Genomic DNA, 22,927 nt, shown 5'->3' with positions numbered 1-22,927 from the left:
TCGGAAACTGCGTCTTCCTCCGAGGCATAAGGCCGCTGTTTTGCTAAATTGCGGCTCCCGAAGAAGAAAGAGACAGAGAAAGGTCATGCCAGCATCGGCTCACTCCAACGAGCAATATGAAACTCTGCTGCACGACGTCAGCCTGGCGTTAGGCGACGCAGTGTTGCAGTTAATCCAAAACCATAAAAAGGTCTCCGGCGGCAACATTCTTTCACAGCTGGTGAACGAAATAGAGCGTGAGCAGGATCAGCAACGTTTCGCCGCGCTGCGTTCCGCCATTGAGCTGGTCGGGCTGGCGCCCAAAGGCTGAGATCCCGATAAAACGAAGGCCGGGCTTGCGCCCCGCCTGAGGTTAATGACAAGCCTGGTGACATTGCCAGGTTTACCGAAAACAGCATTTAAAATAAGGGAAATCAATTCATTGATTTTCGGTTGCTCACCACAAAGAAGGAAAAACCACGCTTTTTCCGCCTTTGTCAACGAGCTAAGGCGGGGCTTGCGCCCCGCCTGATTACCAATCCCGACACAGGATGAAGGTAAGGGAATTGCAGATTAGAAGCGATACGTCAGGCTGACGGCAACAATATCATCGTTGGCCAGTTTCAGTTTGTTATCGTCGCTCAGCTGGTTGATTTGGTAATCAACGTAGGTGTACATATTTTTGTTGAAGTAGTAAGTCGCCCCCACTTCCACGTACTTCACCAGGTCGGCATCACCGATCCCTTCGATATCCTTGCCTTTGGACTGCACGTAAGCCACGGAAGGACGCAGACCGTTCTCGAATTGATACTGGGCCACAACTTCGAAGTTTTGCGTTTTATTGGCGAAACCGGAAGTGCCGTTGACGCTGATCGGCGTCATGTTGCGGGTTTCGGCATACATCGCAGCCAGGTAAACCTGGTTGGCATCGTATTTCACCGCAGTGGTCCATGCGGTGGCGCTGTCGCCTTTACCGTACTGCAGCGCTTTTTGAGCGCTGGTGCGGTTGGAGTCGGAGAACGCCGCCGCTACGCCGATGCCGGAACCGCCGATGTCCTGATAGTCCAGAGACAGGCCGTAACCGTCGCCGTTTTGCTTGGTCACGCTGCGGCCGTCGCCATCGTTTTTACCCTGGTACTGCACCGCCAGATTCAGGCCGTCCACCAAACCGAAGAAATCACGGTTGCGGTAGGTGGCCAAACCGTTGGAACGGGCGGTCATAAAGTTATCGGTATAGCTGTAGGAGTCGCCGCCGAACTCCGGCAGCATGTCGGTGTAAGCCTCGGCGTCATAGACCACACCATAGTTGCGGCCGTAGTCGAAAGAACCGTAGTTGCCGAATTTCAGCCCCGCGAAGCCCAGACGCGTTTTGGTGCCGGTAGTGCCCTGCGCTTCGTCATGATTGGCCTGGACGTTGTATTCCCACTGGCCGTACCCGGTCAACTGATCATTGATTTGCGTTTCGCCTTTGAAGCCCAGGCGAACATAGGTCATATCACCGTCGTTGGATTTACTGTCGCTGAAATAATGCTTGGCGTTAACACGGCCGTACAGGTCGAGTTTATTGCCATCCTTATTGTAGATTTCAGCCGCGTTGGCGAAGGAGGTGATCGCCCCGAGGGCGACAGCTAAGGCTAATACACTGCGTTTCATCATTTATTTTCCTAGATATTATAATTAGAACCCTGCCCGTCACGCCCATTTATAATTTGGGCTGTGATTTTATCTTTTGGTATTTTATGAGCACCCCTAATACGGGGGTGATGTGACATTAGCATCATGAATCAAAACTTAAAATCAAAAAGTTCATGAAACAACGAGGAGAAAGCATGTTTATTTGTAACCAAACATTACAAAGCAAGCATCACGCAACCAATTGAATATATGAATATTTTGCCACATAAGTTATAACCAAAATGGTGCAACGCACCAATATGGTGCATTTAGGTTTCGTTTTGCGTGCTTTCTGCACGATTCAAAAGTAACAATAAAATTAGCATGGTTATTAAAAACGTTACTTATTTCACATTTTTGTCTTAACATATTCACCAGGCAATTAAGACTTTCAGCTAATCATCTGACACCGCCTTTTATTCATTCACATAAGGGAATCTCTTCAGAACGAATAAAATTCGCCTTACGGCAATTAAAATAGCGAGAAATAGCAGACTAAAATAATGAAGGGAATAACGGCGGCGCGCTGAGGGCGCCGCCGTGGATAAATCAATACAGCGTAGAACGGGAAACTTCGCTCAACAACATACCGGCACGCAGGCCCAACGCCACACCGGGGTTAGGGAACAGTATCCACGCCCCCTCCTGGCCCACGCGATACTCCTCCTGCGGCTGCTCGCACAGCAACATCCCCGGTTTCAGCTCGGTGAAGTTGGCCGTGTCATCGTCCAGGTGCAGCTTGAAATCTTCGCTGTGCTTGATCAACGAGTGCATCACACGGAAAACCCGAATCTCGGCGCCCGCACGCACCGGCGGCGGCCCTTCGCTGACCGCCGCCCGCAGCGCGCGATCGATGGCGGCGAATTGCTGCAGATCGTTACTGCCGAACGGCCGCGCCTTGCCCAACTCGAGCGTACAGCTCGCCGCATTGAGATGTTCGCTGGAGTAGTGGCTAAAGGTACCGCCCGGCGCGCTGTGCACCACCAGCGCATCCAGATCGGCGGCATCCAGCAGCTGCAACATCGGCTCGCTGTACGGGCGTTTCTGGAAGGGCAGAATGCCGAAGCGCGGCAAACGCGATTCACGGATGGCGGTGTGCAAATCGTAGTGGAAACGCGCCGCCTGCTCGCCATCGAAAAAGGCGGCGAGCGCACGCTCCAACTGCTGCGCGCGCACGGTTTCGCCGCTGGCGGCGAAGTTGCGGTAGCGGCCGCCGAACATGCGGTTCATATCGCTGTGCAGATAACGCTTGCCGGCCCGCATCGCCGCCGGGTTACCCAGCACCACCAACAGCCGCACCTTCAGCGGCAACCGGCCAGCCAGCAGATCGCCGACCAGCTGATTGAGCAGTTCAATCGGCGCGGTTTCGTTGCCGTGCACGCCCGCCGACATCACCATCGCCTGGCGGTGAGGCTGCCGCGGCGTGAGCTCCAGCACCCCTTCCCCCTGCCAGCGCCAGCGCAGCTGCGGTGTTTCACCCTGCCATTCGACGGGTTCGTTCCCTTCCAGCGTCAGGGGCAGTAGATCGATCATGCCGCCTCCCTTAGCGTTGGAATGGATAGATGGAGCCGAGGCCGAGGATCGACGTCAGCGCATCCAGCGCCTCGCGCCCTTCGCGCAGCAGCAGCGGATCGGCCAGGTCATCCTGCGTCAGGCGATCGCGGTAATGACGATCCACCCATTCGTTCAGCGTCGCAAACAACCGCTCGTTCATCATCACGCGCGGATTGACCGCTCTCAACTCTTGTTCGTTGAGCGCCACCCGCAACCGCAGGCAGGCCGGGCCGCCGCCGTTGCGCATGCTTTCGCGCAGGTCGAACACGCGGATTTCATCGATCGGGCCGCCGCTGCCGATCATGTCGTTCAGATAACGCCACACGCCGGCGTGCTGACGCGACTCTTCCGGCACCACGATCATCATCCTGCCGTTCGGTTTGGTAAGAATTTGGCTATTGAACAGGTAGGTCGCCACCGCGTCCGCCACCGAAACGCGCTCGGTCGGCACCTCGATCGCCACCAGCTCGCTGTCCAGCGTCGCCATCTTGCGGCGCACTTCATCCAGCGCCTGCTGCTGGCGGTGAAACGCCTGCTGGTGGTGGAAAAGTACGTTTTGGTTGCTGACCGCAATCACGTCGTTATGGAACACGCCCTGATCGATCACCGCCGGGTTTTGCTGCACGAAGACCGTATGCTGCTCGTCCAACTGATGTAGGCGAGCGATCGCCTCACCGGCTTCGCGCGTCTGGCGCGCCGGATAACGCGCCGGCGCCGTTTCGCCGCCGAACTCCTGCCGACCGTAGACGAACACCTGCACGCTGCGCTTGGCGTAGTCGCCGCCCAAACGGTTGTGGTTGGCGGCCCCTTCGTCGCCGAACAACGCCACCTGCGGCAGCGCCTCATGGTGGGCGAAATGCCGATCGTCGCTGAACATCGCCCGCAATACGGCGGTGGTGGTTTCCGCTTCGATGGCGCGGTGGAATTTGTTGTTCAGGTTGGCGGCGGTGAAATGCACCTTGCCGTCGGCGCTGTCCGCCGAAGGCGACACCGTAGCCGCATTGGCGGTCCACATGCACGACGCCGAGCTGAGCGCCGACAGCAGGCGCGGCGACTGACGCATCGCCTGCGCCAGCACCGCCTCATCGCTGCCGCTGAACCCCAGGCGCCGCAGCATCGGCAAGTGCGGCCGCTCCTGCGGCGGCAATACCCCTTGCTGGAAACCGAGATCGGCCAGCGCCTTCATTTTCAGCAAACCTTGTTTCGCCGCCAGCTTCGGGTTAGATACGCTGTTTTGGTGCTGCGTCGAGGCCTCATTGCCGAACGACAGCCCGGCATAGTGGTGCGTCGGCCCCACCAAACCGTCGAAATTGACTTCATATCCTGACATGGCTATCCCCTGGGGATGGCCTGCGGCGGCGCCATCGCGCCGCCGCAGACGATTAACGGAACAACAAGCCCGGCGAGAGCGTCGCCGGCAGCGACAGGCTTTCGCTTTCCAGCGAAGCCATCGGCCAGGCGCAATAGTCCGCCGCATAGAAGGCGCTTGGGCGATGGTTGCCGGAGGCCCCCACGCCACCGAATGGCGCCGCGCTGGACGCCCCGGTCAGCGGCTTGTTCCAGTTGACGATGCCGGCGCGCGCTTCCAGCAGCAAGCGCTCGAACAGCGCGCGCTGCGGCGATACCAGCCCCACCGACAGGCCGTAGCGCGTCCGGTTGGCGAGCTGTAGCGCTTCGTCGAAATCGCGGTAACGCACGATGGTGGTCAAGGGGCCGAAATACTCTTCGTCCGGTACGCCGGCCACGCCGGTCAGATCGACGATGCCCGGGCTGAGCAGCGAACTGCCCGGTTCCAGCAGGCGCATGCTCAGCAGCGATTTGCCGCCCAGCGCCAGCAAGCGCTGCTGCGCGTTCAGCATGTTTTCCGCCGCGGCTGCCGACACCACCCCGCCCATGAACGGCTGCGGTTCGGCATCCCAGCGGCCGACGCGCAGTTCGCCCGCCACCTGGACCAAACGTTCGATAAAGGCGTCGCCTTCCGCCCCCTGCTTCACCAGAATACGGCGTGAACAGGTGCAGCGTTGGCCGGCGGAGATAAACGCCGATTGGATAGCCAGGTTGACCGCCGCATCGCGATCGTCAAAACCGTCGACGATCAGCGCGTTGTTGCCGCCCATCTCCAACGCCAGGATCTTCTCCGGCTGCCCCGCCAATTGGCGATGCAGGTGATAGCCGGTGCCGGCGCTGCCGGTGAACAGCAGGCCGTCGATATCCGCACTGGCCGCCAGCGCTTCGCCGGTCTCGCGGCCGCCTTGCACCAGGTTGATCACCCCGTCCGGCAGGCCGGCCTGCAGCCACAGCTTCAGGGTCTCCTCGGCGGTCAGCGGCGTCAGCTCGCTCGGTTTGAATACCACGCAGTTGCCGGCCAACAGCGCCGGCACGATATGGCCGTTCGGCAGATGGCCGGGGAAGTTATAAGGCCCGAACACCGCCAGCACGCCGTGCGGACGATGGCGCAGCACCGAAGCGCCGTCGGCCATCGCCGTCTGGCTAAAGCCGGTACGCGTCTGATAGGCCTGCAGCGAAATGCCCACCTTGCCGATCATCGCCTGAATTTCGGTCAGCGTTTCCCAGCGCGGTTTGCCGGTCTCGCGGCTGATGGTTTCCGCCAGCGACTGCTTGTGTTCTTCCAGCAAGGCGGCGAAGCGTTTTACCAGCTGTTCGCGCTGCTCGAACGGCGTACGCGCCCAGGCCGGGAACGCGGCGCGCGCGGCTTCGCAGGCGGCGGCGACGTCGTCGGTATCGGCGGCGTTGGCGCGCCACAGCGGCTGGTTGCCGACCGGATCGGCCTTGCCGAACTCGGCACCGCGGCCCTGCCGCCAGACGCCGTTAATCAACAGTGCAGGATGAGACATCATGCTTTCTCCTGTGCAATAAGGGGGAGCACCCGCACCGGGCTGCCCTGTTCGACGCCCAGCGCCGCGGCGGTGGCGGCGTTGATATGCAGGCGGTCGTCATACAGATCGGCATTGACCAACAGTGCGCGGTAGTGCTGATAGTTGTCGTTGGCCACCAGATGCACCGGCGCATCGGCGCGCATCGGCGTGTCATCCAGCACCACTTTCACCAGGCGGCTCTGCTTCACCGCGCGGATGTGGTCGATCTCGGCTTCCAGCGTCGGGCCGCCGTCGAAGATATCGACGTATCCCTGATAGCTCAGGCCTTCCGCCTCCAGCAATCGGCGCGCCGGCAGGGTTTGCGGATGCACTTCGCCGATCACTTTCTGCGCGTCTTCGGCCAGGAAATCGACATACAACGGGTGTTTCGGCATCAGTTCGGCGATAAACGCCTTTTGCCCGGTGCCGCTCAGATAGTCCGCCTTGGCGAACTCGATGGAGAAGAAATGGCGCCCGACGCTCTCCCAGAACGGCGATCGGCCATTTTCATCGGAGAAACCGCGCATCTCGGCGATCAGGCGCCGGGAGAAACGTTCGCGGAACGCGGCAATAAACAGGAAACGCACCTTCGACAGCAGCTTGCCGTTCTCGCCGTGACGATAATCCGGATCGAGGAACAGCGTGCACAGCTCCGAATGGCCGGTATGATCGTTGCTGAGGAACAGCGTCGGCACCGATTTATAGACGTTCAGCTGTTTGGAAGCGTGCACCTGCGTGCCGACGCGGAAGCTGTACCAGGGTTCCGCCAGGCCGACGGCCACTTCGATCGCGCAGACCCCGACCACCTGACGGCGCTCGCTGTCTTCCAACACGAACAGATAACACTGGTCACTTTGCGGAAGTTCGCCTTGCCAGGTTTTTAACGCCCGCTCAATGCGTGCCGACAGGGTATCCTCATTTTGCGGCAGTGAAGTGAGACCGATGCCGGATTTACCGGCCAGCGTCAATAAATCCGCCAGATCGCGACGCTCTATAGGGCGAATAATCATCATAATGCGAACCTCTTCTGAATCAGGCTGCGCCGGTGAAGGCGCAGCCCGCTGATTAGCTGCAAATGCGCGCCACGGCGCGCGCGAATCGCGCCAGCCCCTCTTTCACATCCTGCTCAGGGATGATCAGCGACGGCGTGAAACGCACCACGTCCGGGCCGGCGATCAGCGCGATAACGCCTTCTTCGTTGGCCAGTTGGGTGATCTGCTTCGCTTTGCCGGCATAGTCTTTCGTCAATTGGCAGCCGATCAGCAAACCGCCGCCGCGAATGTCGGCGAAGATCGGGTACTGACGGTTGATGTCGTTCAACCCGTCGATAAACCACTGGTGACGCTGTTTGACGCCCTCCAGCACTTCCGGGGTGTTGATGATGGAGAACACCGTCCCCGCCACCGCCGTCGCCAGCGGGTTGCCGCCGTAGGTGGTGCCGTGGGTGCCGACGCCCAGTGTTTTCGCCAGCGCATCGGTGGTCAGCATGGCGCCGATAGGGAAACCGCCGCCCAGCGCTTTGGCAGTGGTCAGCACGTCCGGCACCACGCCGTACTGCATGTAGGCATACAGGTGGCCGGTGCGGCCGACGCCGGTCTGCACTTCGTCGAAGATCAGCAGCGCATTATGGCGATCGCACAGCTCACGCAGCCCCTGCAGGAAACTGGCTTCCGCCGGCAGCACGCCGCCCTCGCCCTGGATCGGCTCGACGATCACCGCGCAGGTGCGATCGTTGATAAGCTCGGCCGCCGCGGCCAGATCGTTGTACGGCGTATGGGTGATGCCGCCCGGCAGCGGCGCAAAGTCCTGCGAGTATTTTGGCTGGCCGCCGGCGGACACGGTAAACAGCGTGCGGCCGTGGAACGCGTTGTTGAACGCCACAATCTGATCTTTACCGGCGCCGTGCTGGTCGTGCGCATGCTTGCGCGCCAGTTTCAGCGCCGCTTCGTTGGCTTCGGCGCCCGAGTTGCAGAAGAACACCTTGTCGGCGAAGGTGGCGTCGATCAATTTTTTGGCCAGGCGCAGCACCGGTTCGTTGGTATAGCCATTGCCCAGATGCCACAGTTTGCCCGCCTGTTCCACCAGCGCCGCCTTGACCGCCGGGTGCGCATGCCCCAACGCGTTAACCGCGATGCCGCCGGCGAAGTCGATGTAAGACTTACCCTGCTGATCCCACACCTGCGAGCCTTCTCCCCGCACCAGAATAAAATCGGCAGGGGCATAAACCGGGACCATCCAGTCATCGAAAGACTGGCGGGTAACTGCGATTGGCTGTTCCATAGTGACCTCATAATCTCAGCAAAGGCTGAATTTTGACTGTAAGGGCCGCTCAGGCCCGGCTAGGCCGCCACATTGCAAAAAAACCGTTGTTCAAAACCGACTTTCACGGCGGAGAAAATGCTGCCCCTTACCGCTGATTTAGAAACAAATCTGTTACATAAAATCGGTTTTTCACTATTTATGGCGTATATCCGGTCCCTGAGCGGGGAGTAAATGTTAACGAGCAGTTAAAATACATGTCGTTTGATAAAGAGTGTAGAGCAGCTATCGTGCCAAAACGGGATTTTTACCGGATTTTGCTATTTTTGACGTTAAAACAACGGCTTATATTGCATAATTATTCATTTTCTATGCATTGGTAATGCATAAATTAAAAAATAAGGCCTAAAATCATCATTGCGCGCGAAATCCTATTCAATTGCGAAAAACTTCAGGATTTCTGATCGGGCTCGCAAAAATAATTTCGCCCGATTTGCTCGCTATCACACTTTTTGCCCCCAGCGGGTGCAGCGGTGCGCCAGAATGGTGCATCGCGGCAGCGACGCGAGCCCCCACCGGCCAAAAAGGGCCACGCTGGCCGCGGCTCCTGCTTTGTGCGCCAGCGACTACACTGTGATCCTGACCGCCCCTTCTCTTCTGCGCACAAGGAGTCCCCATGCCCAAGAAAACCGTCGATCTCAGCCAGCCGCACGCCCAACACGACATCCGCGCGTTTCTCGACGCGCTGAATGCCGGCGGCGGTAAACCTATGGAACAGATGAAGCCCAAAGAGGCGCGCAGGGTGTTGGAGGACGCGCAACGCAGCGTCGAGGTGCCGCTGCGCGAGGTCGAGATCAGCGAGAAAACCATTCACGTAGAAGGTCAGGATATTCTGCTGCAGCTGGTGCGGCCGGCCAGGGTCAAAGAGGCGCTGCCGGTATTCATGTTCTTCCACGGCGGTGGCTGGGTGCTGGGCGATTTTCCCACCCATGAACGGCTGGTGCGCGATCTGGTGCACAGCTCAGGTGCGGCGGCGGTGTTCGTCAATTATCCCCGCTCACCGGAGGTGCGCTACCCTGAGGCGATCAACCTGGCTTACGCCGCCACCGAATGGGTGGCCGAGTACGGCGAGAAGATCAACGTCGACGGCTCGCGGCTGGCGGTGGTCGGCAACAGCGCCGGCGGCAATATGGCGGCGGTGGTCAGCCTGATGGCCAAACAGAAAGGCATACCGGCGCTGCGTTGCCAGATCCTGCTGTGGCCCGTCACCCGCGCCCAGTTTGATACCGATTCCTATCATCAGTTTGCCGAAGGCCATTTCCTGACCCGCAACATGATGAAGTGGTTTTGGGACAGCTACGCGCCCGATAAGGCGCAGCGCAAAGACATCTACGCCTCGCCGCTCAACGCCACGCCGGACCAGCTGCGGGGGTTGCCGCCGGCGCTGGTGCAAACCGCCGAGCTGGACGTGCTGCGCGATGAGGGCGAAGCCTACGCGCGTCTGCTCGATGCCGCCGGCGTCGAGGTCACCTCCACCCGCTATAACGGGCTGATCCACGACTACGGCCTGTTGAATCCGCTCGCCCACGTCCCGGCGGTGCATTCGGCGATCCACCAGGCCGGGCGCGCGTTGAAGCACTATCTGTCCTGACGCCAGGTGTGCCGTTCAGCCTGCCGCCGCCAGCCCCCGGATAAGCTTGGCTAAGGTTTTGATCGCCTCTTCAAAGCGGTCGTTCCATTCAAAAGAGGCGTTGAGACGGAAGCAGTGGTTGAAATGGTCGCCGGTGGTAAACATGCGCCCCGGCGCGATGCTGATGCCGCGGGAAAGCGCGCGCCGGTATAGCTCCATCGACGACAGCGCCGGATCAAGCTCCAGCCACAGGAAGTAGCCGCCGTCGGGCTGGCTGACCTTCACCGTCGGCGGGAAATGGTGGGCGATCGCCTGACGCATCGCGCTTTGGCGCTGGGCCAGCAGGCGCCGCAGCCGCCGCAGATGGGTATCGTAGCCGCCGTGCAGCAGATAATCCGCCAGCGCCATCTGGGTCGGCACGCTGGTGGAAACGGTGCTCATCAGCTGCAAACGCTGGATCTGCTGCGCATAACGCCCCGCCGCCACCCAGCCGACGCGAAAGCCCGGCGCCAGGCATTTGGAAAACGACGAGCAGTGCAGGATCTGGCCGCCGCTGTCGAGCGCCTTGGCCGGCAGCGGCCGTTCCGCGCTGAAGTACAGTTCGCCGTAGACGTCGTCTTCTATCAGCGAGATCTGCCGTTCGCGCAGCAGCGTCACCAGCCGTTGCTTGTTGGCCTCCGGCAGGGTGGCGCCCTGCGGGTTCTGGAAATGGGTCATCAGCCAGCAGGCTTTGATCGGATACTGGTCCACCGCCTGCTGCAGCGCGTCCAGATCGATGCCGTCCTGCGGATGCGTAGCGATCGCCACCGCCTTTAACCGCAGCCGTTCCAGCGCCTGCAGCGCGCCGTAAAACGCCGGCGATTCGATCGCCACATAGTCGCCCGGTTGGGTCACCGCCTGCAGGCTGAGACTGAGCGACTCCATCGCCCCGGCGGTGATGACGATTTCGTCCGGCGCGACCTGCATGCCGCTCAGCGCATAGCGTTGGGCGATGTGCCGCCGCAGCGCGTCGTTGCCCGGCGGCAGGTTGGCCAGCGAACTGTGCGGCGTGAACTTGCGCGCCACGCTGCTCAGCGCGCGCGCCAGCTTCGGCTGGGCGAACAGCGTGGCGTCGGGAAAGGCCGAACCGAAAGGAACGATATCCGGATCCTTGCAGGCCTGCAGCACGTCGAAAATAAAGGCGTTGATGTCCACCTGCTCGCTCAGCAACAGCTTCTCGCCGCGCGAAGGCTGGGGCAGCGGCTGCGGGCGCGCCGCCACGTAGTAGCCCGACTGCGGGCGGGCGACGATCCACCCCTGGCTCTCCAGCAGTTGGTAAGACTGCACCACCGTCATCAGGCTCAATCCGGCGCGTTTGCCGCTCTCGCGCAGCGAAGGCAGCTTGTCGCCCGCCCGCCACACCCGGTTCTGGATCTGTTCTCTAATCTGCTGCGCAAGCTGCTCGTATCGGGTCATAACCATTAACTGTTATATGAAAAAGTAAAATAACTGTCACTATTATAGTCACTGTACTCCGTGCTTAACTTAACGCCAAGTATTTCACATAAAAATGACAGCTATACTCAAGAGGTTAATTTATGTTCAACCCTAGGAGGCGCCATGCTGGGTCTTGATGCACTGGAACTCGCCAGAATACAGTTCGCCTTCACCGTGTCTTTCCATATCATCTTCCCCGCCATCACCATCGGTTTAGCCAGCTATCTGGCGGTGCTGGAAGGATTATGGTTGAAAACGCACAATGAAGCCTACCGTGAGCTTTACCATTTCTGGTCAAAGATTTTCGCCGTCAACTTCGGCATGGGCGTGGTGTCCGGGCTGGTGATGGCCTATCAGTTCGGCACCAACTGGAGCTTCTTCTCCGAGTTCGCCGGCAGCATTACCGGGCCGCTGCTGACCTATGAAGTGCTGACCGCCTTCTTCCTCGAAGCCGGTTTCCTCGGCGTAATGCTGTTCGGCTGGAACCGCGTCGGCCCCGGCCTGCACTTCTTCGCCACCTGCATGGTGGCGCTCGGCACGCTGATCTCCACCTTCTGGATCCTGGCTTCCAACAGCTGGATGCAGACGCCACAGGGGCATGAAATCATCAACGGCCAGGTGGTACCGGTCGACTGGCTGAAGGTGATCTTCAACCCGTCCTTCCCGTACCGCCTGCTGCACATGTCCACCGCCGCCTTCCTCTCCTCGGCGTTCTTCGTCGGCGCCTCCGCCGCCTGGCATCTGCTGCGCGGCCGCGATACCCCGGCGATGCGCAAAATGCTGTCGATGGCGATGTGGATGGCGCTGATCGTCGCGCCGGTGCAGGCGCTGATCGGCGATGCGCATGGCCTGAATACGCTGAAACACCAGCCGGCGAAGATCGCCGCCATCGAAGGCCATTGGGAAAACCCGCCGGGCGAAGCCACGCCGCTGATCCTGGTCGGCTGGCCGGACATGGAGCGCGAAGAGACCCGCTTCAAGCTGGAAGTACCGTACCTCGGCAGCCTGATCCTGACCCACAGCCTGACCGAACAGGTGCCGGCGCTCAAATCCTTCCCGCCGGAAGATCGCCCCAACTCCACCGTGGTGTTCTGGTCGTTCCGCATCATGGTCGGGCTGGGCATGCTGATGATCCTGGCCGGGGTGTGGAGCCTGTGGCTGCGCTGGCGCGGCGGGCTGTATCAGTCGCGTCCGTTCCTGTACTTCATCCTGTGGATGGGCCCTTCCGGGCTGCTGGCGCTGCTGGCGGGCTGGTTCACCACCGAGATCGGCCGCCAGCCGTGGGTGGTGTACGGCCTGCTGCGCACCAAGGACGCGGTCTCCGCGCACGGCGATCTGCACATGAGCATCAGCCTGCTGGCGTTCATCATCGTCTACTGCTCGGTGTTCGGCGTGGGCTATTCCTACATGATGCGCCTGATCCGCAAAGGGCCGCAGCCGCATGAACACCAAGAAGACAATACCGAGGGCCGGCCGGCGCGTCCGCTGTCCGCGGTCAACGACACTCTGGACGACAGGAGCTGAACATGGGCATCGATCTTCCGCTGATTTGGTTTGTGATCATCGTGTTCAGCACCATGATGTACGTGGTGATGGACGGTTTCGACCTGGGCATCGGCATCCTGTTTCCGTGGGTGAAAGAGAGCGGCGACCGCGATCTGATGATGAACACCGTCGCCCCGGTGTGGGACGGCAATGAGACCTGGCTGGTGCTGGGCGGTGCGGCGCTGTTCGGCGCTTTCCCGCTGGCCTACTCGGTGATCCTCGACGCGCTGGCGATCCCGCTGACGCTGATGCTGATCGGGCTGATTTTCCGCGGCGTGGCCTTCGAGTTTCGCTTCAAGGCGACGCCGGAGAAACGCCATATCTGGGACAAGGCGTTCATCTGGGGCTCAATCTTCGCCACCTTCAGCCAGGGGGTGGTGGTGGGCGCCGTGATCAACGGCTTCCCGGTCGAAGGCCGCACCTACGCCGGCGGCGCACTGGACTGGCTGACGCCGTTCGCGCTGTTCTGCGGGCTGGGACTGGTGGTGACCTACGCCCTGCTAGGCTGCACCTGGCTGGTGATGAAAACCGCCGGTGACCTGCAGGCGCGCATGTATCATCTGGCGACGCCGCTGCTGGCGATCCTGTTGCTGGTGCTGGCCGCGGTCAGTATCTGGACGCCGATCGCGCATCCGGAAATCGCCGCCCGCTGGTTTACGCTGCCGAATTTGTTCTGGCTGCTGCCGGTGCCGGTGCTGGTGCTGCTCAGCGCCTGGGGAATTCAACGCGGGGTGAAACGCGGCGCGCACTACTCGCCGTTCATGCTGACGCTGCTGCTGGTGTTCCTCGGCCTGAGCGGGCTTGGCATCAGCATCTGGCCGCACCTGATCCCGCCGGCCATCAGCCTTTGGGACGCCGCCGCCCCGCCGCAGAGCCTCGGCTTTATGCTGGTGGGCGCGCTGTTCATCATCCCGATCATTCTGGTCTACACCTTCTGGAGCTACTACGTGTTCCGCGGCAAGATCAGCCATGAACACGGCTATCACTGAGAAGGGAGGACGCTATGCAAGATAAAACGGCAACCGCCGCGCCGGCGCCCTGGTGGAAACGCATCGGCTGGCTGGTGATCATCTGGAGCGCCAGCGTGCTGGGGCTGTTCGTGGTCGCCTCGCTGTTCCGCCTGCTGATGACCGCGGCGGGCATGAAGTCGCATTGACGCGGCGCCTTATCTGGCCGCGCTGGTGGGAAAGTAGAAGGAAACCACCAGCGTGACCAGCGGCAAGGCGCCGATCTTCACCAGTTCGAACGTTTGTCCGAGCGCTTCATTTTTGTCCCAGTACGCGTGGGCGGCGAATACGCCCACGCTGACCGCGAATATCCCGCACAATACCTGGCGCGCCAAGCGCAGCCACTCCATTTCGTCGAAGACCAACACCTGTTCCAGATAAACCTGGCTGGCCTCATCGCGCAGATTACGGCTTTCGATGTTCATGGGAAGATCTCCACGACCCGGCCCACCGCTTCAAGCTGTTCACCCTTCTCCCGTACAATGCCAAGAGAAGTACCATCCTGTTTCATCCAGTACTTATCGGCAAGGGTAATCAGTGCAAACGCCATTTTGATTACCTCGGTTTTTTCCATCCCATGACGCCGGGCAATATCGTTCAGATCATCATCAATTTTGTTCGATAACCGAATCGGCAAGCTGCGCATAGTCCACCTCCTGTGGCCGTTGATTCACAGGAGGAAAGTCTACTGGAAGGGCAACTATCGTTCAATTAGTGAACTGCGTAACGCCTCGCACAATCCGCATGCAACGCTAATGCGGTTTGCGCCCCATCGCGCTGAGGAAGCGCTGCTGCAGGCGCAACAGCTCCTCCAACTCCAGCAGGCGGTAGTCGATGCCGAAACGCGGCGCTACCTCGCCGATGATGCGGCTCAGCGCCGGGTAATGGCGGTGGCTGCAGTGCGGGAACAGATGATGCGTCAAATGCAGGTTCGCCCCGCCGAGCCAGTATCCCAGCCAACGCGGCCGGGTCAGCCAGTCGAAGGTGGTGGCGAACACATGGTGATACCAGCCGTGCGGCATCGCGCCCTGCGCCGGCGCCTGGTAAAAATTGGCCTTGGCCCAGTGGGTGCCGATGATCAACATCACGAACAGCAATGAAGAAAGCATCTGGCTCAGCAAATAGACCAGCAGAATTTGCCCGATGCCGATGGCCGGCGGCAGCAGCCAGCACGGGATCGCCAGCGCCAGCAGCAGGTGCGCCGCCTTGCCCGCCAGAAACTCGCACCAGCCGCGCACGCCCTGCTGTGCCATGCGCGCCGCCACCCGGGTGCGTCCCGCCCGATCCAGCCAGTCGAACAGCCAGATGTAGTACGGGAACGTCAGCGCCGCCACCAGCGGCCAATAGTAACGCTGGGCGCGCATAAAGGGCCGCCAGCGCTGGAACGGCGTTTGCCGCAGCACGCCGTTGGCGTCGATGTCGGGGTCGTAATGTTCGATATTGTTATGGGCATGGTGGAACAGCACGTGCCGCACGCGCCAACAGTCGGGATCCAGCCCCAACGGGACGCTCACCAGGGCGTTCAGCCAGCGGTTGGCCCAGGGCCGACGGAAAAACGCGTTATGCGAGGCATCGTGCACCACGTTCACCGTCAGGAACATGCCGATAAAGATAAAACCGAAGTAGCAAGCGAAAAACGCCCAGCCGTTTTGCTGCTGCAGGCTCAGCCCGTAACACAGGCCGCACAGCGCCAGCAGCAGCGCCACCTTTGCCAGCATGCCGCCGTCGGCGAAGCGGTGATCGCCGTTGGCCGCCAGATAATGCTGGGCGGCCTGCATCAGCGCGCGATGCAGGCCGCCGTCGTCGCGCCGATAGGCTAACGGACGCAGCGCTTTCATGGCTGCCCCATAAGGCGCAAGAAGCGCTGTTGCTGCGCCAGCAGTTCGCGATAGCCGATGCAGCGATATGCCATGCCGTGCCGCTGCGCCACTTCCGCCAGCGCGGCGGCCAGCGCCGGATAGTGGCGGTGATTCCAGCCGGGAAACAGGTGGTGGGTCAGGTGATAGTTCAGCCCGCCGGTCAGGTGCTCCAGCCAGCGCGGCTCGGGCTGCCAGTCGCAGGCGGTGGCGAAATTGTGCCGGTACCAACCGTGCGGCATGCTGTCGCCCGCCGGCGCCGGGTAAAACTCGGCCTGCGCCCAGTGGGTGCCCAGCAGCAGGAACACCACCAGCAGCGAGGCAAACATCTGGCTGAGCGCGTAAGCCAACAGCACCCAGCCCCAACCGATGCCGTGCAGGTGGCACAGGATCAGCGGCACCACCAGCACCAACGCCACATGAAGCAATTTGCACAGCACGAACAGCGTCCAACCGCCGCGCCCCGCCAGCACGCGTTTTTCCCGCAGCGGCGTTTTATCGAGCCGATCGGACCAATCGAAAATCCACGCGATGTAGGGCAGCGAGAGCGCGGCGATCAGCGGCCAGTACAGATGCTGATAGCGCATATGCGGCCGCCAGCGCTGGAACGGCGTCTGGCGGAAAAAGCCGTTCTCTTCGGTGTCCAGATCGTAGTGTTCGACGTTGGCGTAAACGTGGTGGTAATCCACGTGCCGCGTGCGCCAATAGTCCGGATCGACGCCCAGCGGCAGCGTCACCAGCCGCCCCACCAGGCGATTGGCCCAGGGCGCGCGCAAGAAGGCGTTATGCGAAGCATCGTGGTTGACGTTGACGTTGAGCAGCATGCCCATGGCCACGAACAGGAAATAGCAGAGGAAAAACGCCCAGGGCTGATGCTGCAGCAGGCTCAGGGCATAAAACCCGACGCACAGCGCCAGCAACAGTGCGGCCTTGGCCAATCGCGCGGCATCGGCATAGCGATGATCGCCCGCCAGGCAGGCGTGCGCCGCGCGCTTGAGATCGCGGTGAAACGCCTGCTCGCCATCGGCGGGAAAACGCAGCGGCGGCAATAAGTCAGCCATGCGGTTCCTCCACGGCGGCCGGCGCGGCCACTCGCCCCCAGCCCAGCGCCACGCACAGGGCATGCAGCGCCACGGCGGCCATGGCGATATGCCAATAGCGCTGCGGCCAGCCAAGATAGCCGATAAACAGCAGCGGCATACCCAGCGCGATCAGCAGCCAGACGGCGCTCGCCCACGGCCGCCCTTCCGTCATGCCACCCAGCGCTACCGAGCCCAACGCCAGCAGCACCAGCAGCGCCATTTGCGGCCAGCTGATGTCGCCGTAGCCGTAACCGTATTGGTAGACGTAACCGACCACCAACGAGAACAGCAGCATGGCGCCGCTGAAGACGCTGAGCGCCGAACGGCGGTCGCGCGGCCGGCCCGGCGCCGGGCGCCATGCCAGGCGCAAATAGCGCAGAAACGGCAGATTGCTCGCCCAGAACGGGTTGGCGGACGGCCGATCGCCGCTGACGCCGTAGCTGAACGGTGTGGTCGGCAACGCCGGGCAGAACGTGCCGAACAGCTTGTCCCAGAAGATAAAGCTGCCGCCGAAGTTCTTATTGGAATACGCCATGTCCTTGACGTGGTGCACCCGGTGGTGCGCCGGCGTGACCAGGATTTTTTCCAGCACGCCCAGCTTCGGCGTCAGCGCATTGTGGTTGAACAGCTGAATGCTGTAGTGAAAAATCGACACCGTGACGAACACCGACAGCGGCACGCCCGCCAGCGCCAGCAGCAAAAAGAACGGGATCGATGTCAACGACGAATACCAGGAGTTGCGCACCCCCAGCGACAGGTTGAAGTGCTCCCCCTGGTGGTGCACCACGTGTACCGCCCACAGCACGCGGAAGCGGTGGTGCAGGCGATGCAGCCAGTAGAAACCGAAGTCCCACGCCAGCAGGGCGAACAGCCACATCAGCAGCGGCGGCCAGGCGTCCAGCAGCCCCAGACTGAAATGCGCGGCCACGTAGCCGTAGCAGGTGATCTCCAGCCCGCGGAACAGCCACAGCATGATATGGCCGGAGTTCAGGTTAAACACCAGATCGTGCCAGTTGACCGGCTCACGGCGCCCCCACTGCAGCGCCACCGCCTCGGCCACCACGATGAACAGCATGAACACTATCGGCAACGCCAGTTCGCTCATCCCATTTCTCCTTTAACCACGCGCCGGCGCAGGGTCTTGATGCGCAGGGCCAACCACCCGGCGCACAGCGCCAGCAGCGCGCCGCCGGCCAGATCGACAAACAAATGGCGGCGCAGCTGCAGAATGGAGAACGCGATCGCCACGCCCCACAGCATCCACAGCGCCGTCCGCACTTTGCGCTCGCCGTCGCTCAACGCCCACACCGCCAGCACCGTCAGCGCCATATGCAACGAAGGCAGGCAGTTTTGCAGCGAATCCACCTGGGTTAACGCCGCCAGCAGCTGCGCGCTGATCCCAACGCCATCGTTCTGCGGATAGGCCATGGTGGTCGGCCACAGCAGGTAAACAGCCCCGGCGCCCAGCGCCGTCAGCTGCATCGCCAGCGTCAGCCATTTGATTCGCTGCAGCGGCGCCAGCAAATAGCCCGCCGGGACGATGAGGAAGAACGACAGGTAAAGCCAAATGGCCGCCGGGCTGAACGGGATCGCCCGATCAAGCGCCGACGGCGGCAACAAAGTTCCCGCCCCCTGCAGGCGATCGGTCAGGCTATACACCACCCCGACCGTCCCCCAGCCGAGTAACATGTGCCCTAGCCTGAACAGCGTATTTTTCATGCTTCCTCCGCCTGGCGCACGATGCGCCGCCGCTTGCGATCGAACTGCGGCAGCACCGCCTGCGCCGTCAACCGCCATTCGAGCCGATCGGTGGCGATGCCCTGGCGAGCGAACAGCGCGATCAGCTGCGCCTGGCAGTGCGCCAACGCCGCCGGGCTGCAATCGGCGATCAGCTCCAGCCGCTGCTCGCCGCGCTGGATCAGGCGGTAATCGCTGGTCAGCGGCAGCGCATTGGCGATCGTCCGGCTGCAGGCATCGGCGAATACCGCCTGCGGTTGCCGCTGTGCATCGGGCAGCATCAGCTGATCGTCGCGCCGCCCTTCGATACGCGCGATCGCGCGCGTCGGCTGCCCGCACGGGCAGGGTTCCTTGCGCAGCACCAGCACATCGTCCAGCCGATAACGCACGATCGGCTGCGTGCTGCGGGTGAAATCAGTGATCAGCGGCGTGAAACGCAGTTCGTCGATCCACTGCGGTTCAATATGCAAAAACTCTTCGTTCAGATGCAGGGTGCCGTGCGCGCAGGTCGCGGCCAGAAACCCCTCGGTAGCCTGATACACTTCGCCGACCGCCGGAAACACCTGCATCAGCAGGCGGCGATCCTGTTCTTCCAATACCTCGGCGACCGAGATCGCTTTTTTGACCGGCAGCTTCACCTGCCCGGCCAGCACCGCCAGCGCCAGGGCGCGCAGCACCTGCGCCGGCGCCACGATGATGCTGGGCGCCTGCCGTTCCAGCGCGGGCAGATGCTCGCTGAACGGCGCCAGCAAATCGTAAAACGCCAGGCTCAGCCAACGGTTGTTTACGCTGTGATAGAGATTATTGTCCGCCCGCAGAAACAGGGCGACGCGCTCGCCGGCCAACAGCCCGTCCGGCAGCATCTTCGCCAGCATGCCACCGGCCCACACCTGCTGTTCGCGCGGGCTGACGACAAACACGCCGCGCTGCCCGGAGGTGCCGGACGACAACCCGACGCTGTAGCGGCCGATCTTTGGCGTGAAATCGCGATCCGCCTCGCTGCGCTGCGCGCAGGCTAGCACCGCCTCCCGGCTCAGCCCGGCGGTATTCATCCGGTCGAACTGCGCCATCATCAGCGCCTTGTCCATCTGCGGCCATTCGGCGAACGGCCGGCGGCTGAAGCGCTGAAAATAGGGGCTCTTGCTCAGCACCCGGCGGGCAAAGCCCGCGAGCTGCCGAGCCTGATGCGCCTCCAGCGCCGCACGATCGCCAAAGCGCAGGCGCCGGGCGCGGAAGTAGTGCCACAGGGTCATGAAAGGGATCACAGGTCCCCCTCGTGGCACAGCAAAATGTTGACCTGGCCGCCCGCCCACAGTTGGTTAAGCCGTTCCAGCGTGCGGGTGTACGCCACCGCGTCGTCCATCACCAGATTGGCCAGGCGCGAAGGCCCGCGCAGCGTCTGGTAGCTCTGCGGCGACCAGGCGGCGTCGCTGGCCAACAGCGTCCAGCCGGCGTCGGTGAGAATAAAGGCACCGATATGGCCGGCCGCATGCCCCGGCAGCGGCACCAGCACGATCTGCCCTTCGCTGCCCGGCAGCGCGTAACCGCGATCGAACGGCGCCAGCAGCGCGGGCAACGCCACCGAGGGAAAAGCTTCCATAAACTGCAGGCGGCTCTCGAAATCCGCCGGGATCAGGCCGGGAATAAAGGCGCGTTTCAGCGCCGCGAAACCGCGCAGCCCACGGGTTTGCTGCCAGCCTTCGCCGCAGCAAATAAAATCGAGGCGGCTGAAATCCTGCAGCCCGGCGATGTGATCCGCGTGAAAGTGCGAGACGATCAGCGCCTGGATGTCGCCTTCGGCGTAACCGGCTTCGCGCAGCTGATGCGCCAACGACTCGGCGGGGTCGAAGTAGACCGGCGTCATGCGGCGGTAAAGGCTGAACACCCCCGACTGCGTGTGCTGCTGAAAATAATGCGCATAGCCGGTATCCCACAGCCAGCGGCGCTCTCCCACCTCCAGCAGATAGGCGCGTGCCGGAAATTTACATACCCGGAACCCGGCGCCGCGCAGCGCCATACAGCCGATATGCGTGCAATAGCCCACTTCAAAAACGGTGACCTTAGCCATGCTGTATGCCTCCTTGCTGCCGCAGCCACTCGCCGGTCAGGCGGATCCCCTCTTCCATCGAGTAACGCGGCCGATAGCCCAGCTCTTCGATCGCGCGGGTCTGGCTCAGGGTCATGTCAAAATGCACCGCCGCCACGCTGTAGCGCGTCAGCAGCGGTTCCTTGCCGCTCAGGCTTGCCCACAGCTCCATGCCGCCGGCCAGCGCCTGCAGCAGCGGATACGGCACGGCCTGCAGCTGGTAACGCAGCCCCAGCTCCCGGCGCAGCAGTGCATCCAGCATCTCCGCCAGCCGCTGTGGTTGATGGTTGGTGATGTTATACACGGCGCCGGACGGCAATCCGCGCTGCCGGCTGGCCAGCTCCATGGCGTGCACCACGTTGGGAGCAAAGGTCAGATCCAGCAGCGCTTGCCCGCCGCCGGGCAGCCGCAGCACGCCGCGATCGCGTTCGAGCTGCTGCAACAGCCGCGGCACGATCACCCGATCGTGCGGGCCAAACAGGCCGCGCGGCCGCAGCATAATATAGGTGGTTTGCGGGTAGATTTTCGCCTGCGCCAACAGCCGCTGCTCGGCGGCGTGCTTGCTGGCGGCATAGTGATTGGCGAAGCGCCGGGCGCGATAACCCTCATCAAGATCGTAATGCGGCTGAAAATCGAAGTAGATTGCCGGCGTGGAGATATGCACGAAGCGCCGCACGCCGCAGCGCCCGGCCGCCTCCGCCAGTTTCTCCGTCGCCGCGGCGTTGATGCGGTGAAATTCCGCTTTGCTGCCCCAGGGGGAAGACTTGGCCGCACAGTGCCACACCCACTCGCAGTCGGTCACCAGCTCCCGGCACTGCTGCGGCGTGGCCTGCGCCAGATCGCGCGAGTAAAATTCGGCGCCCAGTTGACGCAACGCTTCGCCGGCCCGCTCATCGCGGCCGGTGGCGCGCACCTGATGCCCGGCCTCCAGCAACCACTGCGCCGCGTTGCGCCCCAGCCCGCTGGTCGCCCCGGTCACCAGCACCCTCATGGCAGCAACACCATGCCGGCCAGCGCCAGCCCGGCGGCAGTGCCGATCAGCATCACCGGCTGGCCGGGGTTGAAGCGCCCGCTGGTCACGGCGGCATGCAGCGCGGTCGGGATAGAGGCCGCCACCTGGTTGCCATGATGGCGGTAGATGTCCACCAGCGCCTCGCTGGAGACGTGCAGCCGTTTGCGCATATGTTCGAGCGACAAATGGCTGGCCTGGTGCGGCACCACGGTGGCGATCTGCCCCAGGGTCAAGCCGCTGGCGCTCAGCAGCCGGTCGAGGTAGTCCTCAATCAGCGCCGATGCCTGACGGAACAGCGGCTTGCCCTGCATATGAAACAGGAAGTCTTGCTCGCACATCCCGGCACGCGGGTTGCGGCGCGTGCCACCGGCGCGGATCTCGCACAGTTCGCTGCCGGCGGGATGGGTTTCCACCAGGCTGGCGAGGATACCGCCGGTGCCGTCGCCGCGCTCCACGATGGCGCAGGCGGCGCCGTCGCCGAAAATCAGCGACGACTCTTCGTGCTGCCAGTCGATGCCGCGCGAAGCGAGATCCGCCGAGACGATGGCGATACGCCGATACGTCCCGGCGTTCAACAGCCCCGCCGCCACCTGCAGTGCAGAGATAAAGCTGACGCAGCTGCTGTTGATGTCGAAGCCCGGCGTACCCGGCGCCAATCCGGCGATCTTGAGAATATGCGCGGCAGAGCACGGCAGCGCCTGTACCGCTATCGCCGAAGCGGAGATCAGCAGGTCAATCGAAGCGGCCGGAATAGTGCTGCGGGCCAGCGCGTCTTGCAGTGCGGCGGCAGCGAGCTCGGCCTGGCTGGCGTCGTCGGCGGCGTGATAGCGGTAAACGATGCCCGAGCGCTTTTCAACGTAGCCGGCCGGTTTCCCCAGGCGGGCATCGAGCGTAGAGGAGGCCACGCGGTTGGGCGGCAACGCGGCCCCGGTGGCGATGATTTTCAGAGGCAACAGCTCGGGTGAGCGACATTGTGTGGTCATTATTGTTATTGATTAACCTGACTATCCATAAAGCGATTCTCCCGCGCGGCGCGAAGGCCATGCGGATCATCCCCGGTTTTTATGTCCCAAAAGGCCTTTCATCAAGGCGCTATCTCTTGTTATCGGCTACCACGGGCCGACCTCCGTCGGCGCAAGCATAAGCGTAACATG

The 22,927-nt window shown here is 62.0% G+C and carries 22 protein-coding genes; 5 read left to right on the top strand and 17 right to left on the bottom strand.

The features are described 5' to 3' along the window. Positions 1-85 precede the first annotated feature (85 nt). Positions 86-310 carry a biofilm development regulator YmgB/AriR family protein gene (locus ACSBQQ_RS04035; RefSeq protein WP_033634903.1) on the top strand — a complete coding sequence of 75 codons (225 nt, stop codon included), beginning with the start codon at positions 86-88 and terminating at the stop codon, positions 308-310. A gap of 242 nt (positions 311-552) precedes the next feature. Here the strand turns inward: ACSBQQ_RS04035 and ompC are convergent, their stop codons facing one another. The 6 genes from ompC to ACSBQQ_RS04005 form a co-directional block, all read right to left on the bottom strand. Continuing rightward, complete coding sequence (gene ompC / locus ACSBQQ_RS04030; protein WP_033634904.1) at positions 553-1,635, bottom strand: porin OmpC; 1,083 nt, start codon at positions 1,633-1,635, stop codon at positions 553-555. A gap of 567 nt (positions 1,636-2,202) precedes the next feature. Beyond that, positions 2,203-3,186 (bottom strand): succinylglutamate desuccinylase, encoded by a 984-nt coding sequence (gene astE / locus ACSBQQ_RS04025; protein ID WP_043147588.1) that lies wholly within the window; start codon positions 3,184-3,186, stop codon positions 2,203-2,205. 10 nt (positions 3,187-3,196) lie between these two features. Next, positions 3,197-4,537, bottom strand: a complete 1,341-nt coding sequence (gene astB, locus ACSBQQ_RS04020; RefSeq protein ID WP_033647699.1) for an N-succinylarginine dihydrolase — start codon at positions 4,535-4,537, stop codon at positions 3,197-3,199. 52 nt (positions 4,538-4,589) lie between these two features. After that, the gene (astD, locus tag ACSBQQ_RS04015) at positions 4,590-6,062 is read right to left on the bottom strand and encodes a succinylglutamate-semialdehyde dehydrogenase (protein ID WP_033648131.1); all 1,473 of its coding nucleotides are present in this window, start codon (positions 6,060-6,062) and stop codon (positions 4,590-4,592) included. Then, positions 6,062-7,096, bottom strand: a complete 1,035-nt coding sequence (gene astA / locus ACSBQQ_RS04010) for an arginine N-succinyltransferase (protein WP_033647701.1) — start codon at positions 7,094-7,096, stop codon at positions 6,062-6,064. The genes astD and astA overlap by 1 nt, the downstream gene beginning before the upstream one ends. Positions 7,097-7,148: 52 nt before the next feature. Then, positions 7,149-8,363: an aspartate aminotransferase family protein gene (locus ACSBQQ_RS04005; RefSeq protein WP_033647702.1), complete on the bottom strand. Its 1,215-nt coding sequence runs from the start codon at positions 8,361-8,363 to the stop codon at positions 7,149-7,151. A 655-nt stretch (positions 8,364-9,018) separates the two neighbouring features. Between ACSBQQ_RS04005 and ACSBQQ_RS04000 the strand changes: the two genes are divergently transcribed. After that, a complete protein-coding gene (locus ACSBQQ_RS04000) occupies positions 9,019-9,993 on the top strand; it encodes an alpha/beta hydrolase (protein ID WP_043147591.1) in 975 nt (324 codons plus the stop codon). 15 nt (positions 9,994-10,008) lie between these two features. Here ACSBQQ_RS04000 and ACSBQQ_RS03995 read toward each other — a convergent pair whose 3' ends face one another. After that, positions 10,009-11,427, bottom strand: coding sequence for a PLP-dependent aminotransferase family protein (locus ACSBQQ_RS03995; protein WP_033647705.1), 1,419 nt, complete (start codon positions 11,425-11,427; stop codon positions 10,009-10,011). A 144-nt stretch (positions 11,428-11,571) separates the two neighbouring features. Between ACSBQQ_RS03995 and ACSBQQ_RS03990 the strand changes: the two genes are divergently transcribed. The 3 genes from ACSBQQ_RS03990 to ACSBQQ_RS03980 are packed head-to-tail and all read left to right on the top strand — an operon-like array spanning position 11,572 to position 14,149. Continuing rightward, a complete protein-coding gene (locus ACSBQQ_RS03990) occupies positions 11,572-12,972 on the top strand; it encodes a cytochrome ubiquinol oxidase subunit I (protein WP_033647706.1) in 1,401 nt (466 codons plus the stop codon). 2 nt (positions 12,973-12,974) lie between these two features. After that, a complete protein-coding gene (gene cydB, locus ACSBQQ_RS03985; protein WP_033634913.1) occupies positions 12,975-13,982 on the top strand; it encodes a cytochrome d ubiquinol oxidase subunit II in 1,008 nt (335 codons plus the stop codon). 14 nt (positions 13,983-13,996) lie between these two features. Beyond that, positions 13,997-14,149: a DUF2474 domain-containing protein gene (locus ACSBQQ_RS03980; protein ID WP_071605360.1), complete on the top strand. Its 153-nt coding sequence runs from the start codon at positions 13,997-13,999 to the stop codon at positions 14,147-14,149. 9 nt (positions 14,150-14,158) lie between these two features. Here the strand turns inward: ACSBQQ_RS03980 and ACSBQQ_RS03975 are convergent, their stop codons facing one another. From ACSBQQ_RS03975 to ACSBQQ_RS03930, 10 genes are all read right to left on the bottom strand, one after another. Continuing rightward, positions 14,159-14,425, bottom strand: a complete 267-nt coding sequence (locus ACSBQQ_RS03975) for a hypothetical protein (protein ID WP_060427944.1) — start codon at positions 14,423-14,425, stop codon at positions 14,159-14,161. Continuing rightward, the gene (locus ACSBQQ_RS03970) at positions 14,422-14,646 is read right to left on the bottom strand and encodes a hypothetical protein (protein ID WP_025303190.1); all 225 of its coding nucleotides are present in this window, start codon (positions 14,644-14,646) and stop codon (positions 14,422-14,424) included. Before ACSBQQ_RS03970 ends, ACSBQQ_RS03975 begins: the two co-directional genes overlap by 4 nt. 106 nt (positions 14,647-14,752) lie before the next feature. After that, positions 14,753-15,838, bottom strand: coding sequence for an acyl-CoA desaturase (locus tag ACSBQQ_RS03965; protein WP_060427941.1), 1,086 nt, complete (start codon positions 15,836-15,838; stop codon positions 14,753-14,755). Then, the gene (locus ACSBQQ_RS03960) at positions 15,835-16,917 is read right to left on the bottom strand and encodes a fatty acid desaturase family protein (protein WP_043147592.1); all 1,083 of its coding nucleotides are present in this window, start codon (positions 16,915-16,917) and stop codon (positions 15,835-15,837) included. The genes ACSBQQ_RS03965 and ACSBQQ_RS03960 overlap by 4 nt, the downstream gene beginning before the upstream one ends. Then, a complete protein-coding gene (locus ACSBQQ_RS03955; RefSeq protein ID WP_060427940.1) occupies positions 16,910-18,043 on the bottom strand; it encodes a sterol desaturase family protein in 1,134 nt (377 codons plus the stop codon). Before ACSBQQ_RS03955 ends, ACSBQQ_RS03960 begins: the two co-directional genes overlap by 8 nt. Then, positions 18,040-18,657, bottom strand: a complete 618-nt coding sequence (locus tag ACSBQQ_RS03950; protein ID WP_060427938.1) for a phosphatase PAP2 family protein — start codon at positions 18,655-18,657, stop codon at positions 18,040-18,042. The genes ACSBQQ_RS03955 and ACSBQQ_RS03950 overlap by 4 nt, the downstream gene beginning before the upstream one ends. After that, complete coding sequence (locus tag ACSBQQ_RS03945; RefSeq protein WP_060427936.1) at positions 18,654-19,940, bottom strand: F390 synthetase-related protein; 1,287 nt, start codon at positions 19,938-19,940, stop codon at positions 18,654-18,656. Before ACSBQQ_RS03945 ends, ACSBQQ_RS03950 begins: the two co-directional genes overlap by 4 nt. After that, positions 19,937-20,743 carry an MBL fold metallo-hydrolase gene (locus tag ACSBQQ_RS03940; protein WP_033653677.1) on the bottom strand — a complete coding sequence of 269 codons (807 nt, stop codon included), beginning with the start codon at positions 20,741-20,743 and terminating at the stop codon, positions 19,937-19,939. The genes ACSBQQ_RS03945 and ACSBQQ_RS03940 overlap by 4 nt, the downstream gene beginning before the upstream one ends. Beyond that, positions 20,736-21,752: an NAD-dependent epimerase/dehydratase family protein gene (locus tag ACSBQQ_RS03935; RefSeq protein ID WP_060427934.1), complete on the bottom strand. Its 1,017-nt coding sequence runs from the start codon at positions 21,750-21,752 to the stop codon at positions 20,736-20,738. The genes ACSBQQ_RS03940 and ACSBQQ_RS03935 overlap by 8 nt, the downstream gene beginning before the upstream one ends. Next, positions 21,749-22,756, bottom strand: a complete 1,008-nt coding sequence (locus ACSBQQ_RS03930) for a 3-oxoacyl-[acyl-carrier-protein] synthase III C-terminal domain-containing protein (RefSeq protein WP_043147594.1) — start codon at positions 22,754-22,756, stop codon at positions 21,749-21,751. The genes ACSBQQ_RS03935 and ACSBQQ_RS03930 overlap by 4 nt, the downstream gene beginning before the upstream one ends. Positions 22,757-22,927 lie beyond the last annotated feature (171 nt).

The sequence above is a fragment of the Serratia sp. G204Y genome (genome assembly GCF_051172435.1).
In the GTDB taxonomy this organism is placed as follows: domain Bacteria; phylum Pseudomonadota; class Gammaproteobacteria; order Enterobacterales; family Enterobacteriaceae; genus Serratia; species Serratia sarumanii.
This window is presented reverse-complemented; position numbering and strand designations above follow the sequence as displayed.

What these genes read in the sequence shown, in the direction of transcription:
- ompC (WP_033634904.1), bottom strand. Translation starts at nt 1,635, where the DNA reads ATGATGAAACGCAGTGTATTAGCCTTAGCTGTCGCCCTCGGGGCGATC.
- ACSBQQ_RS03940 (WP_033653677.1), bottom strand. Translation starts at nt 20,743, where the DNA reads ATGGCTAAGGTCACCGTTTTTGAAGTGGGCTATTGCACGCATATCGGC.
- ACSBQQ_RS03935 (WP_060427934.1), bottom strand. Translation starts at nt 21,752, where the DNA reads ATGAGGGTGCTGGTGACCGGGGCGACCAGCGGGCTGGGGCGCAACGCG.
- astE (WP_043147588.1), bottom strand. Translation starts at nt 3,186, where the DNA reads ATGATCGATCTACTGCCCCTGACGCTGGAAGGGAACGAACCCGTCGAA.
- ACSBQQ_RS04005 (WP_033647702.1), bottom strand. Translation starts at nt 8,363, where the DNA reads ATGGAACAGCCAATCGCAGTTACCCGCCAGTCTTTCGATGACTGGATG.
- astB (WP_033647699.1), bottom strand. Translation starts at nt 4,537, where the DNA reads ATGTCAGGATATGAAGTCAATTTCGACGGTTTGGTGGGGCCGACGCAC.
- ACSBQQ_RS03970 (WP_025303190.1), bottom strand. Translation starts at nt 14,646, where the DNA reads ATGCGCAGCTTGCCGATTCGGTTATCGAACAAAATTGATGATGATCTG.
- ACSBQQ_RS03960 (WP_043147592.1), bottom strand. Translation starts at nt 16,917, where the DNA reads ATGGCTGACTTATTGCCGCCGCTGCGTTTTCCCGCCGATGGCGAGCAG.
- cydB (WP_033634913.1), top strand. Translation starts at nt 12,975, where the DNA reads ATGGGCATCGATCTTCCGCTGATTTGGTTTGTGATCATCGTGTTCAGC.
- ACSBQQ_RS03930 (WP_043147594.1), bottom strand. Translation starts at nt 22,756, where the DNA reads ATGACCACACAATGTCGCTCACCCGAGCTGTTGCCTCTGAAAATCATC.
- ACSBQQ_RS03950 (WP_060427938.1), bottom strand. Translation starts at nt 18,657, where the DNA reads ATGAAAAATACGCTGTTCAGGCTAGGGCACATGTTACTCGGCTGGGGG.
- ACSBQQ_RS03995 (WP_033647705.1), bottom strand. Translation starts at nt 11,427, where the DNA reads ATGACCCGATACGAGCAGCTTGCGCAGCAGATTAGAGAACAGATCCAG.
- ACSBQQ_RS03980 (WP_071605360.1), top strand. Translation starts at nt 13,997, where the DNA reads ATGCAAGATAAAACGGCAACCGCCGCGCCGGCGCCCTGGTGGAAACGC.
- ACSBQQ_RS04035 (WP_033634903.1), top strand. Translation starts at nt 86, where the DNA reads ATGCCAGCATCGGCTCACTCCAACGAGCAATATGAAACTCTGCTGCAC.
- ACSBQQ_RS03965 (WP_060427941.1), bottom strand. Translation starts at nt 15,838, where the DNA reads ATGAAAGCGCTGCGTCCGTTAGCCTATCGGCGCGACGACGGCGGCCTG.
- astA (WP_033647701.1), bottom strand. Translation starts at nt 7,096, where the DNA reads ATGATGATTATTCGCCCTATAGAGCGTCGCGATCTGGCGGATTTATTG.
- ACSBQQ_RS04000 (WP_043147591.1), top strand. Translation starts at nt 9,019, where the DNA reads ATGCCCAAGAAAACCGTCGATCTCAGCCAGCCGCACGCCCAACACGAC.
- astD (WP_033648131.1), bottom strand. Translation starts at nt 6,062, where the DNA reads ATGTCTCATCCTGCACTGTTGATTAACGGCGTCTGGCGGCAGGGCCGC.
- ACSBQQ_RS03955 (WP_060427940.1), bottom strand. Translation starts at nt 18,043, where the DNA reads ATGAGCGAACTGGCGTTGCCGATAGTGTTCATGCTGTTCATCGTGGTG.
- ACSBQQ_RS03975 (WP_060427944.1), bottom strand. Translation starts at nt 14,425, where the DNA reads ATGAACATCGAAAGCCGTAATCTGCGCGATGAGGCCAGCCAGGTTTAT.
- ACSBQQ_RS03990 (WP_033647706.1), top strand. Translation starts at nt 11,572, where the DNA reads ATGCTGGGTCTTGATGCACTGGAACTCGCCAGAATACAGTTCGCCTTC.